Source organism: Pulveribacter suum, from assembly GCF_003013695.1.
GTDB lineage: Bacteria > Pseudomonadota > Gammaproteobacteria > Burkholderiales > Burkholderiaceae_C > Melaminivora > Melaminivora suum.
The window spans coordinates 2,458,801-2,475,589 of the sequence record NZ_CP027792.1 but is presented as its reverse complement, the minus strand read 5'-3'; the positions used below and the strand labels follow the sequence as shown (position 1 = coordinate 2,475,589).

General features: G+C 60.7%; 18 protein-coding genes. 11 read left to right on the top strand and 7 right to left on the bottom strand.

Annotated features, from left to right (window positions below; all coding sequences use genetic code 11):
* Window positions 1–79 precede the first annotated feature (79 nt).
* Complete coding sequence (locus tag C7H73_RS11380; RefSeq protein ID WP_106846752.1) at window positions 80–430, bottom strand: DUF2958 domain-containing protein; 351 nt, start codon at window positions 428–430, stop codon at window positions 80–82.
* A 240-nt stretch (window positions 431–670) separates the two neighbouring features.
* Between C7H73_RS11380 and C7H73_RS11375 the strand changes: the two genes are divergently transcribed.
* Complete coding sequence (locus C7H73_RS11375) at window positions 671–976, top strand: helix-turn-helix domain-containing protein (protein ID WP_106846751.1); 306 nt, start codon at window positions 671–673, stop codon at window positions 974–976.
* Window positions 977–1,039: 63 nt separating this feature from the next.
* On the opposite strand, the gene C7H73_RS11370 is transcribed toward C7H73_RS11375, so the two are convergent.
* The 4 genes from C7H73_RS11370 to C7H73_RS11355 all read right to left on the bottom strand — a co-directional run bounded on the left by C7H73_RS11370 (window position 1,040) and on the right by C7H73_RS11355 (window position 5,341).
* The gene (locus C7H73_RS11370; protein ID WP_023103964.1) at window positions 1,040–1,354 is read right to left on the bottom strand and encodes a DUF736 domain-containing protein; all 315 of its coding nucleotides are present in this window, start codon (window positions 1,352–1,354) and stop codon (window positions 1,040–1,042) included.
* Window positions 1,355–2,118: 764 nt separating this feature from the next.
* Window positions 2,119–2,328 carry a hypothetical protein gene (locus C7H73_RS11365; protein WP_106846750.1) on the bottom strand — a complete coding sequence of 70 codons (210 nt, stop codon included), beginning with the start codon at window positions 2,326–2,328 and terminating at the stop codon, window positions 2,119–2,121.
* Between the two features lie 64 nt (window positions 2,329–2,392).
* The gene (locus C7H73_RS11360; protein ID WP_106846749.1) at window positions 2,393–4,438 is read right to left on the bottom strand and encodes a ParB/RepB/Spo0J family partition protein; all 2,046 of its coding nucleotides are present in this window, start codon (window positions 4,436–4,438) and stop codon (window positions 2,393–2,395) included.
* A 78-nt stretch (window positions 4,439–4,516) separates the two neighbouring features.
* Window positions 4,517–5,341, bottom strand: coding sequence for a DUF932 domain-containing protein (locus C7H73_RS11355; RefSeq protein ID WP_106846748.1), 825 nt, complete (start codon window positions 5,339–5,341; stop codon window positions 4,517–4,519).
* A gap of 626 nt (window positions 5,342–5,967) precedes the next feature.
* Here C7H73_RS11355 and C7H73_RS11350 point away from each other — a divergent pair.
* From C7H73_RS11350 to C7H73_RS11305, 10 genes are all read left to right on the top strand, one after another.
* Complete coding sequence (locus C7H73_RS11350; protein WP_106846747.1) at window positions 5,968–6,777, top strand: hypothetical protein; 810 nt, start codon at window positions 5,968–5,970, stop codon at window positions 6,775–6,777.
* Between the two features lie 249 nt (window positions 6,778–7,026).
* Complete coding sequence (locus C7H73_RS11345) at window positions 7,027–7,341, top strand: hypothetical protein (RefSeq protein WP_106847646.1); 315 nt, start codon at window positions 7,027–7,029, stop codon at window positions 7,339–7,341.
* On the top strand, window positions 7,338–7,706 hold the full coding sequence (locus C7H73_RS11340) for a helix-turn-helix domain-containing protein (RefSeq protein WP_106846746.1): 369 nt from the start codon (window positions 7,338–7,340) through the stop codon (window positions 7,704–7,706). Before C7H73_RS11345 ends, C7H73_RS11340 begins: the two co-directional genes overlap by 4 nt.
* Window positions 7,703–8,593 carry an ImmA/IrrE family metallo-endopeptidase gene (locus C7H73_RS11335; RefSeq protein WP_106846745.1) on the top strand — a complete coding sequence of 297 codons (891 nt, stop codon included), beginning with the start codon at window positions 7,703–7,705 and terminating at the stop codon, window positions 8,591–8,593. Before C7H73_RS11340 ends, C7H73_RS11335 begins: the two co-directional genes overlap by 4 nt.
* Complete coding sequence (locus C7H73_RS11330; RefSeq protein ID WP_106846744.1) at window positions 8,586–9,437, top strand: thymidylate synthase; 852 nt, start codon at window positions 8,586–8,588, stop codon at window positions 9,435–9,437. Before C7H73_RS11335 ends, C7H73_RS11330 begins: the two co-directional genes overlap by 8 nt.
* An 80-nt stretch (window positions 9,438–9,517) precedes the next feature.
* Window positions 9,518–10,573: a nucleotide kinase domain-containing protein gene (locus C7H73_RS11325; RefSeq protein ID WP_227001332.1), complete on the top strand. Its 1,056-nt coding sequence runs from the start codon at window positions 9,518–9,520 to the stop codon at window positions 10,571–10,573.
* On the top strand, window positions 10,573–11,493 hold the full coding sequence (locus tag C7H73_RS11320) for a nucleoside triphosphate pyrophosphohydrolase family protein (protein ID WP_106846743.1): 921 nt from the start codon (window positions 10,573–10,575) through the stop codon (window positions 11,491–11,493). The genes C7H73_RS11325 and C7H73_RS11320 overlap by 1 nt, the downstream gene beginning before the upstream one ends.
* Window positions 11,494–11,531: 38 nt before the next feature.
* Complete coding sequence (acpS, locus tag C7H73_RS11315) at window positions 11,532–11,945, top strand: holo-ACP synthase (RefSeq protein ID WP_106846742.1); 414 nt, start codon at window positions 11,532–11,534, stop codon at window positions 11,943–11,945.
* Between the two features lie 9 nt (window positions 11,946–11,954).
* Complete coding sequence (locus tag C7H73_RS11310) at window positions 11,955–13,706, top strand: ATP-dependent nuclease (RefSeq protein WP_106846741.1); 1,752 nt, start codon at window positions 11,955–11,957, stop codon at window positions 13,704–13,706.
* A complete protein-coding gene (locus tag C7H73_RS11305; RefSeq protein ID WP_106846740.1) occupies window positions 13,703–15,481 on the top strand; it encodes a UvrD-helicase domain-containing protein in 1,779 nt (592 codons plus the stop codon). The genes C7H73_RS11310 and C7H73_RS11305 overlap by 4 nt, the downstream gene beginning before the upstream one ends.
* Window positions 15,482–15,749: 268 nt before the next feature.
* On the opposite strand, the gene C7H73_RS11300 is transcribed toward C7H73_RS11305, so the two are convergent.
* Entirely contained in the window at window positions 15,750–16,268 is a 519-nt protein-coding gene (locus C7H73_RS11300; RefSeq protein WP_106846739.1) for a hypothetical protein, read from the bottom strand.
* Window positions 16,265–16,774, bottom strand: a complete 510-nt coding sequence (locus C7H73_RS11295; protein ID WP_106846738.1) for a GIY-YIG nuclease family protein — start codon at window positions 16,772–16,774, stop codon at window positions 16,265–16,267. The genes C7H73_RS11300 and C7H73_RS11295 overlap by 4 nt, the downstream gene beginning before the upstream one ends.
* Window positions 16,775–16,789: the final 15 nt, after the last annotated feature.

The window sequence follows — 16,789 nt, the reverse complement described above, 5'->3', positions numbered from 1 at the left end:
GGTGCGGCTACGCCGCCAGAATCTCGATTGAGACCTGCCCGGTATGACACCAGACTGAAAAAGTCACAGTAGGCTGTGTTCAGTCCGGGATAGCCCCGTCGCGCTCGGCCAGCCGGGTGTATTCCGACAGCGTGCGCGTGGGCCGGAAGTAGAGGTCGCGCATCACGGGCTGCTGAAGCGGCCCGACGATGCCAGCCAGCTCGGACAGCTTCACGGTGCCCTGCGTCGGCATGCCGATGCCCAGGTCGATAAGCCCCCAGGCGGTGTCGCCATCGGCGGGATCGAGCGCGGCCAGCAGCCAGGTCACGTGCGCGTCCGGCGTGAACAGCCGCACCACGGGCACCGGGTCGATGGCCCGGCCAGCGGCACGGGCCTCGCCGTTGGCGAGCAGTTGCGCGCGCTCCGTGACGGTGGCGAGTGGCTGGGGCATGGTCGGCAATCCCACAAATCCAATGATGCACGGATGCGGTTTCACGCCCAAGCGCAGAACCGCCAAACCGGATTTACGCCTTCGTGTGCAAGCACGGATGCGCTTGCGTGGCTTTGCTGGAACCAGCAAATGCGGATTTCCGTAAAGGCACGAAAACGCAGAGCACCAAATGAACACTATAGATTGTAGCCCTATAGGGCGCAATGGGCTGTCATCTTGGTTTTTCGAGGGAAACCATAGGTGGCGGCTGGGAACTCATTGGCGAAGGCGTTGAAGACAGTCAGGAAGGCGCGTGGCTTGAGCCAGGAAGCCTTCTCTGACGTGTCCAGCCGCACCTATATGAGCACCCTCGAACGCGACCTTAAAAGCCCGACCCTGCATAAGCTGGCCGAGCTGTGCGAGGTGATGGAGATCCACCCGCTCACGCTGCTGACGCTGGCCTACGCGGGCGACAGCCCGCACAAGGCCGACGAACTGCTGGCGCAGGTGCGCCGGGAACTGGAGGCGGTGCTGAAGGAGCGCGACGCGGCGATGCCGCGCGCGTGACGTGGTGATGTGCTGCGAGCAGCAGCACAGCGCCCCGCCGCGATGGGCGGGGCGCTGCGGCGGTCATGCCGCCTGGGGCTTGCTGCGCGACCAGATCAGGTCGTGCGTACCGTCCTCGCCTTCGATCAGGCGGGCATAGACCGGAGCCGGGAACGAAGGATCGTCGAGGGTCACGGACTTGTATTCCCGCCCGGCCTCGCTGGTCTTGTTCCACGCCGCGCCGATGTCGTGGCCGGCGGCCTGGAGGCGGAAGTCGGGTGCGTTCTCGCTGCTGCCCTTGTCGTTGGGAACCAGCTTGACCTTGACGTTGAGCGTCAGGGTGCGCAGCGTGCCGGTGAAGCCGTCTTTGTCTGCGGTGAAGGTGCCGATGTTGGCCATGATGATTTCTCCTTTCGGTTGAACAAGGTTCGCGCCCATCGCGTCCTTGTTGTGATCCGGCCGGCGGGGGACGGGCTGGCTGCACCGCTCGCGGTCGAAACGCAGTGGAGAGCCGGGAGGCGAAAAGAATTTGCTGCGCGAGGAGGCCGCGCAGCGGCGGGGAAATTGTTTTCGCCGGACGGTTGCAGCCATGAAGCCCGAGGCGCAGCCGCGCCCCCGCCAGGATTCACAACGAGACAAGGACGCCTTGGGCCGAACCACCCCAGAAAGGAGGCAGGGCCGGCTCGGTATCCCCGCACCAAGGCTGCACCGGCGCGCGCCCTGACACGGGCCGGGGTCAATGCCCCGACAACAAGGCAAGAACGCCCCTGCCGCAGATTGCGGCAACATGCTTGAGGCGTGGCATGGAAGCTCCATAGGCGCGGCCGGGCGGCGTGTCGGTGAACCGTCCTTCGTGACGTGGTTGCGTTGAACCGCCAGCGTCGAGGACGGTAGGCTTTCGTGCAACCTGCCGCAGCAAGCCGGGGCGTAGCCCCACAAGCCTCGCCCATTGCGGCGGGGCACCGTCGAACCCTTGCCCGCGCCAGCGGGCGCCAATGGCTGTACGCGTGCAAGGCACTTGCATGTCCGCCCCGTTGCCGCCTGGCCGAAGGCGGCAACGGGGTGATTTTGATTTGGACGTAGGAACCGGGCGCGGCCACCGCCGCGCCCGGATTTTCGACCACCGGCCCCAAGGCGGAACGGATTGGGGCCGGTGCTGCTGGTTATTCCTTGGTTTCGATGATCCACCACACGGCACGCGGCAAGGCGCGGCCCGTGATGGGATGCAAGTCGGTCAGGTCGGCGCAGGCTGTCCAGCCGCGAGGCGGACGATAGCCGCGCACGTCGCCATCGCCATGCCAGCGGCAGGCGCGTACCGTGCCGGGGGCATAGGTCGCCGCCATGCGCGGGCGGGTCGTGGTATTGCGGTTCATGGGCGGGTTCCTCGGACAGCGGAGCGCCCCGGTCGGAACCGGGGCGCTTGTCTGCGGTGCAGGGTCACGCGGCCAGTGCCTCGGCCTGCGGCTGCTCATCCGCCACGGCTTCTTCTTCCTGTGTTTGGGCTCCCGCCGCCGCGTCCTGCTGCGGGGCTTCGGCGCGGAAGATGGCGGGCATCCAGCCGGTGCCATCGGCCAGCCGTTCGGCTTCGCTGGCAATGTCGGCCTTCTTCAACTTCGCCAGCCGGATGACGTGCTCCGGTGCGAACGCGCCCACGGCTTCCAGAATCGCGGCCTTGGAGACGTGCTTGAAGTAGCCTTCGGCGGTCGGCTTCCACCATGCGTCCATGTCTAGCCCCACGGCCTGCGCCAGTTCCGCGCCGGGTTGCTGCGCCGTGGCGCGAGGCGTCACCACGTCCACCGTGGAAGCCACGCACACGGCCAGCAGCCGCACCAGTTCGCCTTGCTCCATCGCCAGCAGCGCGGCGAACAGTTCGGCGCTGTCCTGCGGCAGCACTTCGCCCGCGACTTGCTGCAACTCGTGCAGGGCTACGGCGGCAGGCGATTCGGGCCAGTCGGGGGCCATGCCTTCCAGCCGGTCTTGCACGGTCAGGCGCACGCCCAGCGGCAAGTCGTGGCCGTAGTGGCTGTCCTGCAAGACGGTCTGCACCATGCCATGCACCAGCGCGGCCAGCGCCACTTGTGGATGCCGGGCGACTTCGATTTGCAGCGCGGCGGTGCGATGCGCGCTCAAGTGCTGCGCCAGCCGGTCGGACAGGCTCGCGGCCTTGGGCTGCTCGGCGTCCTCGCCCTCGTCGTCGTTCCCGGCTTCGCCGTCATCGCTGCCGAACCCCTGCCGCAAGCGTTCCAGCGTGCGCAGCGCCTTGGCTTCGGCTTCGCGCAGCAGCCCGCGATGAATCACGGCTTCGCCGCTGCGGTCGAGGGTGACGATGGCACCGGCCACGGCGCGCACGTCCGGGGCATAGCCCTGCAAGGCCTCTTCCACGGCTTGCAGTTCCCCGGCCACCTGCTCGCGGCGCGGTTCTAGCGCCTCGGTCTTGTCCTCGTCTTCGGCGTCGTAGGCTTCTTCCAGTTCGGCGTCGATCTTGTCGAGACGGGTTTGCAGCGAAGCGATGCGGCGGGATTCGCGGGCGTTCGGTTCGCGGCGGTGGCGCGGTGCATTCTGGAACGCCTGCCGCTCGGCGTAGCTCATGTACGGCACGGCTTCCACCCACGCCCAGCCCTCGGCGCGCACGTCCCCGGCCAGTGCCTCCAGCTTGCCGCGCACCAGTGTTTCCAGCAGCGCGGCGTCGGTCAGGTAGGTTCCTGCATCGCCTTCGGCGAACAGGTCGCGGCGGATACCGCCGCCCGCCGCCGTGTAGGCGTCCAGCCCGGCGAAGCGCACCAGCGGATGCGTGGCGTCGATTTCGCGCTCGGTCAGGCGTTCGCGCAGCGCGGACGCGCCACGCTGCCATTCGGGCGCACCGTAGTAGGCGGCTTCCTGCGCGGCGTGGTCGTCGGTGATGGTCAGGGCCATCAACTGCTCCAGCGTCGCAGCCCCGGCGCGGTAGTCGGTCAGCAGACGCGGCGAGACGTTGGCCAGCTTCAAGCGGCGCTGCACCACCAACGGGGTCACGCCGAAGTCGGCGGCAATGTCTTCGATGGGTCGGCCTTCCTTGACCAGCGCGGCGAAGGCTGCGAACTGGTCGGCGGGGTGCATGGCCTCGCGCTGCACGTTCTCGGCGAGGCTCACGGTACGCGCGGACGCATCGGCCACCAGCAGGCACGGCACCTCGTAGTCGGCGGCAATGCGCTTCTTCTTCGCCAGCAGCTTCAAGGCGGTCAGGCGGCGGTCGCCTGCTACCACTTCGTAATGCTCGCCATCGGCGGCGGCAATCACGATGAGGTTTTGCAGCAGGCCGACTCGGGCAATGCTCGCGGCCAGTTCGGGTATGGACTGGCGCGGGGTCGTGCGGACGTTGCGCTTGGAACGGCGGGGCAACAGTTGCGACAGCGGAACCAGAATCAAGTTCTTGGTCGGGTCGGCCATTTCCAGCGGCGCGGCGGGTTCGATGGCGATGGCTTCGGTTTTCAGGACAGCGCTCATGGTGATAACTCCTTGCGGTGAGGGATGCAGCAGCGAGAGAAGCGGCAAGGGCTGCTGCCTGCCGCTGCCGCGTGGGGTTCAGGCTTTCAACTGGCGAAGGCCATCGGCCAGCAGCCAAAGGGCGCGATTGAGGCGGATACCGTTGTCGATGCCTTGCACTGGGCGCGTGGTCTGGCGGCGACCGTTCGCGGCGCGGGCGGAAAGGCCGCCTTTGATGAGGTTTTCTTGCGTGCGGTTGAACACGCTCCACAAGTCGCGGCGGCTGTCGTCGTGACGGCGCGGCATCAGGATTTGTGATTCCGTGATCGGCGCGGGCTTGTCCTCGTCGTACTTCAACGCCAGCGCGGCGCGGGCGAACACTTCCGATTCCCCAGCGTCCAGCGTGATGGCGCGCATGGCATCGCGGGATTCCTCCGCCCGGTCGAAGCCATGCAGGACTTCGTAAGCGCCTTCGATGACGTGTCCGGCTGCGTCGCCCTTGTGGGGTACGCGCACATCGGCCACGGTGTCGCCGCAGACAAGGCCATTGCTGCAAACGAACCGGAACATCCCGGCCAGCATCTGATAGCTGCTCGTTCCATCATGGGAGTTCAGCAGAATGATTTCGTTGGCTTCGCGGCCGTTGATCTGGCTGGCGTGGCGCAGCCGAATCATGTGCTTGGTGTAGTCGCGGCGGTCGTCGTGGCGCACGCGGGTCTGCGTCACCATGAAAGGCTCGAAGCCTTCCCCGCGCAGTTCCTGCAGCACGGTTGCGGTGGGGATGTAGCTGTACCGCTCGGAGCGGCTTTCGTGCGGGGCGTCCGCAAAGATGGACGGAGCCACGGCGCGGATTTGGTCATCCGACAAGGGATGGTCGGAACGCAGCGCCGGCGAACGGGAAGCGAAGCGGGATGCGAGTTGCATGGTCTTTCTCCTGACAAAGAAGGGTTGCTGTTCAAACCGCACACCGGATTCCTAGATTCGGAGCCCAGCCTCTCGGCTGTTCGGTGCGGTCGGCACGAAGAACCCGGTTGGCCTCGTTGCCACCGTCTTTCCTGAGTTCATCGCCCGCGACGGAAGGGAGCCCGCGGACGGGGGCCGTCAAGGAGGCAAGCGCAGGGTTGGTGCGGCCCGCAGGCGCAGCCGAGGACACGGCCCTGCGCGCCTTGACGGGACACGGACGCGGGCTACAGTCGCGAAGAAGGTGATGAGCTCAGGGAAGACGGCTGGACAGGTAACGGCCATCCCTTTGTGCCGACCGCATGCAAGCGAAGCGCGCAGGCCCGAAGCTGGAAGCCGGGCCGAAGGCGTCAGCCGAGCGGAGCGAGGGAACGATGGAAGCCCGAAGGGGGCGAGACGCCAGGACCGCAGGGCAGGGTGGCTCGATGCGCAGCACGACAGCGCGCCCGGCCGCCTACTTGGCCGGGGACGTCCAGACCTGAATCGGCATTCGGGTACCTGAGCACTCGTTCGATGACAGGCGCTGGGGTACCGACAGAAATGGCTTGGTCAACTACGCTGCCAGGCATCTTCACCATCCAAGACAGGCCATGAGCGCACCTCAATCCGATAACGCGAAGCAGATCTGCGAAAACATCCTCATCGAGGGGAAGCGCTACAACGTCGAGCACCGCATCTTGCCCAGTGAGGATGCCGTTGCCAACCGACTGCTTGCTCGTGGCATCGAGCTGACCGAGGCCTATGAGGAACTGCACGGCAAGCTCCACGCGCATCCCCACGCGCTGCAGATCTTTCTAGGGCTTGTCCTGAGCACCGCCGCGTTCTGGAACCCGGAGAAGATCGCGAAGGCGCGTGCCGCACGCGGCGATCTCGGCAAAGTCAACCAGCAGATTGCGAGAAAGGCGGCTGAACTGGCTGGTCTGCTGCAGCAACGATCCGATCTGCACAACACTTCGGGCTTCGGCACCGATACCCACTACCACGTGTGCGATGTGATCGAGGCGGCGGCCAAGAGTAATTACCTTTTCACGTCGTACGTCCAGGAACGCCTCGATGCTCTCCACGGTCAGTTCGATCTGAAGTATTGGCCGTCGCTGAGCGACTTTCTGCATGAGGTGGCCTCCGATGCCGAGGACGCAGTCATGGAAGCCACGGACCCCCTGACTGCGGCCGCCACCATGGCGTCGCGTCCGTCCCAGGCCGATTTCGTCAAGGCGCTGCTCGCAGCCATCGACGAGAACAGGGGGCGCAACCACGGCCAACTGCCCAACGATTTCAAGGTCACCGACAACACGCTCGCTACCTTGGCGAGCTGTGTGTTGGATCTGGGTGTCGAAGACCTGGTTGATGGCGCGTACGTGAAGCGGCTCCGTCAGCGTGAACGCGATGGGGCCAAGTAGCTACCGCTCAATGTTCTGGAAATCGGTTTAGGGCCGATCGGCGCGATTTGAGCGGCAGGCAGTAGCGCCACGCAACGCTTCAAGGGGTGCGCGCCGCGCCCCTCTCCTCAAGCCAAGCGCAGCGCAGGCAGCAAAGGGGCGGAGTCGGATGCCTGCGACCGTCGCCACGCATCACGGTGCCGCTTGCAGCAACCCTGCTGCGGTGGTAAGATATTCTTACCGCCCGTAATGGCTTGCATGGAGGTTCAAATGGATGCTGCTCTGATTCAGACGACCCTGGTGGAAGTGCTGCAGAACATACAAGCCACGAGTGAGCTTGAGTGCCCACCGCTTGGTGGCGCGACGAAACCTGTTGAGGAACTGCCGAAGTTCGACAGCAAGATATGGCCCGTCGCCATTGGCATGCTGGGCGCGAAGCTCGGGATCAGCATCGCCAATGATGTGAACATCTTCCGGCAGGACGATTCCAGCATTGCGCTGACGATTGACGAGATCGTGGCGAAGGTCGTAGCCCTGGTGGAAGCCCAGGCGGCCGTTGAACCTAAGCAGGCGAACGCGCAATGACAGACAGCCCGGACACGCATCGTTCGGCGCTCGCCGAACGTCTGCGAGAGGCCAGAAAAGCCGCAGGCCTGTCGCAAGGCCAGGTGGCCAAGGTGCTGCAGATGCATCGGCCGACGGTTTCTGAGATCGAGGCCGGCAATCGCCGTGTTTCTGCAGAAGAACTGACGAGATTTGCGGAGACCTACGATGTCACCGTCTCATGGCTGCTCGGAGAGACAGCTGAACAGCTCGAGATGAACGACCCGCGACTCCAACTTGCCGCACGCGAACTGAGCAAGCTGAAGCCGGACGATTTGGATCGACTGCTGCGGCTGCTGGCGTCGATGCGCAGCTCGGATGCCGAAGAGGGAGGGGTGATTAAATGAGCGCTCAACTCTCGGTTACGTCGGCCCCCGGGCGAAAAGCCCTGGTGATGCAAGGCATGCAGGCTTCAATCGCGGCGCGCGTCAAGGCGGGCGTGGATCTCAAGAGTCCCACCTGTATTTATGGCTTGTGCGAGGCGCACAACGTCGCAGTCCGTTTCAACGATATCAATATGGAGGGCATGTATGACCGGACGCCGAAGCCGCGCATTCATGTTTCTGTACTCAGGCCTTTGGCGAGACGAACTTTCACGTGCGCGCATGAATTGGGGCATCACGTTTTTGGGCACGGCTCGACCATCGACGAGCTGCGGGAAGATCAGGCCAGCAGCGCCGATCGCCCTCCGAACGAAATTCTGGCTGACGCTTTCGCGGCTTTTGTTTTAATGCCCACTCTTGGCCTACGGGAGGCCTTCGCGAAGCGGGGCTTGGACCCGAACCGCGCAACAGCCCTCGATATGTACGCCATCGCCTGCAACTTCGGAGTAGGGCAGGCGACTCTGGTGAATCACCTCGCCTACGGTATCAATATGATCAACCAGGTGCAGCGTGATCGCCTTGGACGGATTACGCCAAAGATGATCCGCACGGAACTGCTGGGCGAGGTCGTCGCCATGCCGCTCACGGTAGCAGATCGGCACTGGAATTCACCGACGCTCGACATCGAGCAGGACGGGCTGCTGCTCCTTCCACCGGGTGTGGTTGTTGACGCTTCAATGCTCGTGCCCGAGCGTGAGCTAGCTTCCGGGCGACTCTTTCGAGCGGCAAAGTGTGGCATTACACGAGTGGTAATACCTGGTACCTCGTGGGCCACCTATGTTCGTGTTGCCCGGCGCCAATATATTGGCTTGGCTAGATTTCGTCACCTTGAGGAGCCTGTCGATGAGTAAACACGCCTCCGCTATTAAGCCGCTGCTCGTAGATGAGCGCAATCTCTCTCACGCATGGGCGAGGGCATTTCTTCATGTGACTGAACATCCAGGGAAGGAAATATCTCCTCTAATCATCAGTGTCACGGGGTTTGAGGATGACGGCGCTGCTATAGAAGACGAGAGGGTTCGGGGCGCTCTAGAGAAGGCGCTATCCATCAAGGGAAAACGGAATATTGAAGATGTCGCATTTACCATTTTTCCTCAGCGACTTTGGAAAATGGCGCAGGGTGATAGGGCAAAACTTTTTGACATGTATAAAAACGCATTCCCTCGGTATCAGGCAATGAACAAATCGGCGAATCGCCGGGGACTCTATTTTCAGCGACTGATTACCCAGGGGCCAGATCAGTGCCAAGGAAATCAACTCGAATGGATACTTTCTCAGTTCGGTGGTCGACAGGGCGTGCGTGATTCCATGTTCCAAGCAAGCATTTTTGACCCTGCACGAGATCATGTAGCCGATGCTCAACTGCAGTTTCCGTGTTTGCAGCACGTTAGCTTTCAGCCCACCGAAGAGGGTTTGGTTGTAAATGCTTTCTACGCAACACAGAAGCTATTCACCAAGGCATATGGAAACTACTTGGGACTTGCGCAGCTGGGGGCATTTATGGCTCACGAAATGAAGAAGAAGCTGATCAGGATGAATGTCTTTGTTGGTGTGGAGAAGTTTGATGAATACCCGAAGTCGGACGCCATTTTTCAGCCTTTGGTAGAGGCTGCGCGTGCTTGTTGTGTTGATGAGTTCACTGCTGCGCAGGGATCAACCAAAGATATTGCGTCAGTTGTTGAGACTGCAGCGTGAGGGTTTGCATCAGTAAGAGTTGCCGGCCTTCTGAAAACGACCCGACAGCTGTGCTTGAGCCGACTGCAAGCCCATCGCACTTGCTGCCGATCAAGGTGACGCCGGTATTCGATAGCTACTGGCGGTTCGCCGTGGAGCGGCAGAACGTGTTCTTCCAAAGGTTGAAGGGGAAGCCAGCGCCGTGGACTACCGATCCCGTGATCTCTGTTCACAAGTTTACGAACGCTTATCGTGCTTCGGATCGTGTCAGCCAGTACTTGATCAGGCATGTGATCTACCGTGACGATCTTCCCAAATCACCGTCCGAGGTGCTGTTCCGTACTTTGCTCTTCAAACTGTTCAATAAGATCGAGACTTGGAAGTTGCTTGAGCACACCTTCGGTGAGGTCACCTTCAAGAACTACAAGTTCGAGCACTATGACAAGGTTCTGAGTCAGGCCATGAGGGCAGGGGGGCGGATTTACTCGGCCGCGTACATCATGCCACCCGGCGGCTCTGCCTTCGGGCATACGGCCAAGCATCAGAACCACTTACGCTTGCTAGAGCGGATGATGGCTGATGACCTTGCAGGCCAAATGGCACAGTTGAAGAAGATGCAGACTGCGTTCCAACTGCTCAGAGGCTACCCAACGATTGGGGACTTCCTGGCATACCAGTTCGTGACTGACATCAACTACAGCGAAGTCACGGACTTCTCCGAAATGGATTTCGTCATCCCAGGTCCAGGTGCACGCGATGGCCTGAGAAAGTGTTTCGCCGACAGCGCGGGTCTCAACGAACCGGAACTGATCCGATTGATGGCCGACAACCAAGAGCGTGAGTTCGAGCGGCTAGGGATCAAATTCCAATCCCTTTGGGGACGTCGGCTGCAATTGATCGATTGCCAAAACCTCTTTTGTGAGGTCGACAAATACGCGAGGGTAGCTCACCCGGACGTGGCCGGAATCTCCGGGCGCACGCGCATCAAGCAAAAGTTTTCTCCCACTGGACCTTTGGACTTGCCTTGGTATCCACCCAAATGGGGTATCAACTCAAAAATCGAGGCTGATCTTTCCGGCCGCGTCAGCCAGATGCGGCATGAGAAAACCGCGAACAGGTCAATTACCCAGTCAACCTTGGACTTAGGAAACTCGTGATGAACTTGAACACCTACCAGCGGGAAGCACAGAAGACAGATCGCGTGCCGTCACGACGGAAAAGCGGCGATGCAGGAAACGATCTTACGGTTCCTTTGCTCGGTCTGGCAGGTGAGACGGGCGAACTGCTCAGTGAGTACAAGAAGCACCTTCGAGATGGCGATTCCCATCTGCTGTTCAGGGAGCGAGTGTCGGAAGAGTTGGGCGACTTGCTTTGGTATGTCGGAAACGTTGCCGCAAAGTTCGATCTAAAACTTGAGGATATTGCGCAGGCAAATCTGAAGAAGACCAGGGACCGCTGGGGGCCGCAGGATACCGGGTCCCTCGCTTTCGATGCAGAGTTCGAAGAGCATGAACGGTTGCCTAGACGGTTCGAGGTGGAACTCAGCGAGGTGACCGTTGACGGGCGCAAGAAGATTCGAATGCGCGTCAACGGCAAGAAGATTGGTGACGACCTGACCGACAACGCGGATGACCCCGATGGCTATCGGTTTCACGACGTGTTCCATCTCGGTTATGTCGCCGTACTTGGCTGGTCGCCGGTTATTCGAAAACTCTTGAAGAGGAAACGCAAGAGCATCCCTCAAGTGGACGAGGTGCAGGACGGTGGCCGAGCCCAGGTTCTGGACGAGGGCGTCGCGGCGCTGGTTTTTGACTATGCGAAGGAACACCGGTGGCTCGAAGGTGTCGGCGATTTGGACTACAAGTTGCTGCGTACGATCAAGGGTGTGACATCGCTACTCGAAGTGCGAGAAAGGTCGCTCGGGGAGTGGCAGCGCGCGATCTTGGTCGGATTTGAGGTCTGGCGCCAGGTTCTGAGTGCCGGCGGGGGAAAGATACTTGTCGATCAGGATGCTAAGAGTCTGACTTTTCTCGGACCACCCGATAGCGTCCGGCGGAAAGCTCCGCGCAAGTCGTGACGGCTATTGGAAGTTTATGACAACGCAAGGCCCTTGGCATGACCCACAACCATCAGTTATCTAGGTTCGGGAACGTTGTAGCTCACGGTATAGATGTTGTCGACTTAGCAGATTTTTCCCGACTGATGAACGAACAGGCCGGCGACTTCTTGGATCGGTACTTCACTCCTGGGGAACTAGCCACTGCGAATGAAGGAGGCAACAGAATCGAGAGGCTTGCATCGCGCTTTGCCATTAAGGAGGCCGTGTTGAAGGCACTTGGTACAGGTTGGGGCGACGGCATCGCATTTACGGATGTCGAAGTCATGTCTCAGCGGAAAGGCGCACCAACTGTTGCTCTGCACCGCAGATTGGTGAAGATCGCGGACGAACAGGGGATTGTCCGGTGGCTGGTGAGTGCGAGCCACACGGCCACGGTTGCCATGGCAAGCGTTATTGCTCTGGGCTCATAAGGGAAGATCATGCATCTGGGGAACTTGGCAATTTCGCGTTTCCGGTCATTCGGCAATGTGACCATCAGCCTTCGTCCCGATCTGACTGTCTTGGTTGGCGAGAACAATGGTGGGAAGTCGAACGTTGTCGATGCAATACGGCTGCTGACACTGCCGCTGAGCGGACGTAGGGAGCGGTATCCAGAAGACGAGGATGTACGACGCCACGCCACCGTCCCCAACTTCCAAATAGAAGGCACTTTTAGGGGGCTTGGGGATACGTTGAAAGGTTTGCTGATCTCGGCTGTGCCGGACCCCACCCAGGATGAGGCGGTCTTTGGCTATCGATACGAGGCACGATCCGAGCGCGCCCCACGCGGCAAGACCACGATGTGGGCCGGACGCTTCGACACCAACGAGCCTGAGGCCGGCTCCTCCGATCTGATCCGGCACGTGTACCTACCGCCGCTGCGTGACGCGCATCAAGCGCTTGGTACCGGCAGCGGAACGCGGGTTATGGCATTGTTACGCCACTTCCTGCCGAAGGAGCAAGAGCCGGACTTTCTAGCAGGTGTCCGCCGGGCGGTCGCGAGACCCGACATCCTGAAAACGATGAATACGGAGATCGGCACCGCGCTGGGGATGTTGACAAATGGTGTTCGCCCTCAGGCTGCAGCGTTGGACTTCGGGGAGGAAACATTACTCGACGTCGCCCGCGACTTGCGGTTCCGCTTGGCCGACATTGGCCTGGCGCCCGAAGACATTCGAGCATCTGGTCTCGGCTACTCCAACTTGCTCTATATGGCCACGGTCGTTGTCGAACTGGCAAAAGCCAAGGAGGCCGACCTAACGATCTTTCTCGTCGAAGAGCCGGAAGCGCATCTGCATCCGCAACTCCAGGTGTTGGTCCTCGAATTCCTCCTGGAGCAAGCACGTCAATCTGCAGCACGCGCCATTGAGGCCGGCAAGCCGGAGGGCCGCATTCAGATCGTGGTCACCACGCATTCACCGAACTTGACAGCATGGGTCTCTCCGTCGCATCTGGTGGTCATGAGATCGCGGCGGCGCGAAGAGAATGGGGTAGCGGTCTCTGAATCAGTCAGCGTGCCTATCGCTGAACTCGGACTGAAGCCGAAAACGCTCGACAAGATCAGCCGCTATCTAGATGTGACCCGCTCAGCGCTGCTGTTCGGCAATAGAGCCATCTTGGTGGAGGGAATCGCCGAGGCATTGCTGTTGCCGGTGCTCGCGCAGAAGATCGTTCTTGCCGCAGACTCTGACGGGTGGCTACGATTCAAGGGAACCGTCATCGTGGCGATCGAGGGCGTGGACTTCCGCCCGTATGTCGAAGTGCTGTTGCGGCCGTATGGCGACGCACGCATTGCAGACCGGTTGATTGTGATCACCGACGCGGACCCGACCGTGCTGGGGAATCGAAAGCTGGATCTCGAGAATCTCGCTGAAACACATCGCGCGCCTCAGGCACTGACGGTGTTGACCAACGAGCACACGCTAGAACATGAGATTTTCAGAGCTGGCAACGAAGCGTTCTTAAAGAGCGTGTTCCTTCGGCTGCATCGCAATTCACGTCGTGACTGGATGGATCGAATAGAAGGTGTCGCAGCGCCGGAACGTCCCGATGCGTTCCTCAAACTGATAGAGGCCAAGAAGACCCGCAAGGGCGATTTGGCTCAAGCGATTGCCTCACGCATCGCGGCAGGCGAGGCGTTCGTGGTGCCGAACTATCTCGCCGAAGCGATCCGCGGTGCCGCGCACGTATGACCGGCATCCAGGGCCTGACCGGAGAGCAGGAAGCATTCGCCACGTATGCCGGAAGTGCATTCGTGCATGCATGCCCTGGTGCCGGCAAGACGCGGACAATCATCGCGCGCTTGACGAGGATCGCGGCCGCGTTGCCGGCGCGACATGGCGTGGCGGTGCTCTCTTTCACAAACTCCGCCGTCGATGAGTTTCGGGAACGCTGTCGTGCAGCGGCGCTCGATTCCCTATTGAGACACCCCAGCTTCATGGGCACGCTCGATGCGTTCGTTCGTCACTTCGTTGTATTGCCAGGCTGTGCCGTGGCAAGCAAAACGCGTCCGATCATCCTCGACAGCTGGGACAGCCTTGGCGTCGGCATTCGGCTGTCGGGGCAATTCGCCTTCCAAGGTGATCCGGTGAGCTTGGATCTCTTCGACGCTGAAAACAATGTGATTCTGCCCGACAAGATTGGACACGCTGGACTTCGTAATCATGTTCAACAGCATCAAGCCAGGTATCAACAGGCTGCATCCCTTCGACGACGTGGCTTGCTTCAGGCTGGCTATTTGAGCGCTGCCGATGCTCGTGTTCAAACTCTGCAGTTGATCCGCGATCCAGTAAGGGGAGGGGCACTAGGGCGTGCGCTGGCGGCACGGTTTCATGAGGTCATGGTGGACGAAGGGCAGGATTGCAATCCGCTCGACTTGCAAATCCTCTCCTGGTTGCGGGGACACGGCGTTCGGGTGACCTTCGTGTGCGATCCCGACCAGGCAATCTACGAATTCCGCAATGGAAATCTGGCTGGTATTCAGGAGTTAAAGGACACCTATCCCGCAGAGGCGCGTCATGAGTTAACAGGAAATTTTCGCAGCAGCCCTGCCATCTGCAGATTGGCTGCAACGCTTAGAAGCGAGGGGCAGGTAGACGACTCCGTGGGTGACACCGCGAACGTTGCACATTCCGTTCTACTTCTCTCATACGGCGGTCGCGGTCCGAGCGCAGCAATCGGCCAGGCCTTCCTTGATCGGGTGGTTGAACTTGGTTTGGATTCGGCCAATGCGATTGTCTTGGCGCATTCAGGCAATGTCGCGCAGCGTGCGGCCAGCAGTGTGGCCGCAGTTGACTCGAATGGAACCTCGCGGATTGAATCGCTTGCCCGACGAGTAGCCGAGTTCTGGTCACCTGCCGCGACGGCGCGGTCCAAGGAAACGGTAGTGCAAGCGGCAGAAGCCCTGCTACTGGACTTCATGGGTTTGCGTCAGGAAGGCGAGCATCTTCGGCGGGCCGTCGAACGGACGGGTATAGACCGGCGCGCACATCGTCGACGAACTCTGACTCTTCTCATGAATCTACCCAAGGTGTGCGGGAATACCGACGCCGATCGCCTCGTGTGGATCGACGCCGTGCATGCGCAGGTTCAACTGCTTGGCCTACCCCTGCCGCCGGGTGTGACGATGCGTACGTTCTTCCGAAAGCCGCTTAATGGGCAGTGGTCAAATCATCTTCAAATTCCAATCGAAACCGGGCTGAGGTGTGCCAAGATTCACGAGGCGAAAGCGCGTGAGTACGATGCTGTCTGCGTCGTAATTCCTCCCAATCGAGCGCCGAAGAACCGCAGCGAAGCGCTTTTCGAATCGTGGGTAAATCGGATCGAAGCGGAGGCAAAGCGCGTGGTTTACGTTGGTGTCACTCGGGCGCGGCATCTGAGCGCTTTAGCTGTCCCAACTGCTTTTGCTGACCGTTGTGCCGCCCTGATGACGGCCGGTGATGTCCCCTTTTCTAGGAGGGACATTTGAAGGCACTGGCACACGGTCAATCCGACTGGCAGAGATGTGCCTATTTCCTGCGCAATCTTCTTTGTGGGAACGCATTCCGCTACGGGATGCTTGGCTGGACGCTTGCGATGTTGTAGGGCAGGTTTTTACATTGTCTCGCGCGAAGAGTGTGAAGCGGTTCAGGACGGTGGTGGCCTGGGCCAGGCGCTGGTCTCGCGCTTGCAATGGGCTTTCCCGTCAAGATCGCAAAGCCGCATTCCCCTAACTCCGATCCAGTGGACTTGCGTCGTTAGCCGAGCTGACCATGGCGTTCGAGCATTCGCATTAAGACGCCGTTCGCATGCCGGAAATTGTCCAGCTGGCCGCGAAGTCCATAGGCCCATTTCGCACCGTGGAAGAGGTTGTTTCGCAGTCGCCAGACGATCATCAGAAGGGCCAGCATCCGGTCGCGGGGGTCGTCGTTCGTGCCCTCGATAACCGCCTGCACGAGATCAGGGTGGTCTGAAGGGCGAAGGTTGAGATGAGGGAAGTGATAGGTCAATTTGCCATCGGCGAAGTAACGATTTCGAAAGTAGGCAAGCTCTGCGTCGTAGAGACCAGCTTCAAGCGTACCGTCCGCCGCCCAAACATCGACTCGTTCCCGAATGCGGTCGGCACGGGCGAAATTGGCCATGATCTGTGCCTCGAAAAGACTCCAGAGAAAGGCGAAGTCAAATATGGCGCGGCGATCGGGATCTGGAAGATCCAGAAAACCGGGCGCGCGCGCCTCGAGCCATTGCTCGCTTGCACTCTGTTTCTTCTCATTCATGGCTCAGTCGTCCAGTTCTTCGTTGCGTGGATCGCTTCCGAGAAGTCGCTTAGCGCGTCACAGTTGAGGCAGTGATACATCTGAGATGCTTCCTGAAAGTGCATGCCGCATAGGCATCCGCAGAAGGGACAGCATTCGTTGACCTCAAGGTCGCCCCATTCCCATACGCCGAGATACTCGGGCACTGCGTCACGGTCGTAGCCGACGATCTGGAAGGCATCAGCGTTCTTTGCGACAAACCCATCGCGGCCAGCGCGCATGAGAATGGGCAGGATGTCTGCCGGCTCGATCGCGAACCACTCTCCTCGTACATGGGTCGCTTCAAAGTGCTGGTGGAGGTGCCGCTCAAGCTGGAACGAGTCGACCGTGTCGATCCAACCAAGCAGCCGCAGGCCCAGAGGATTGCCGGTCTGAAGGTTACGCTTGCGGACCGCTATGTTCTTCGCGACCCCGATTTTGATCGGGGAGCATTCATTTTCATCCTCGCCAATGAAGTAGACCGGCACGACGCGCTCCTTGCG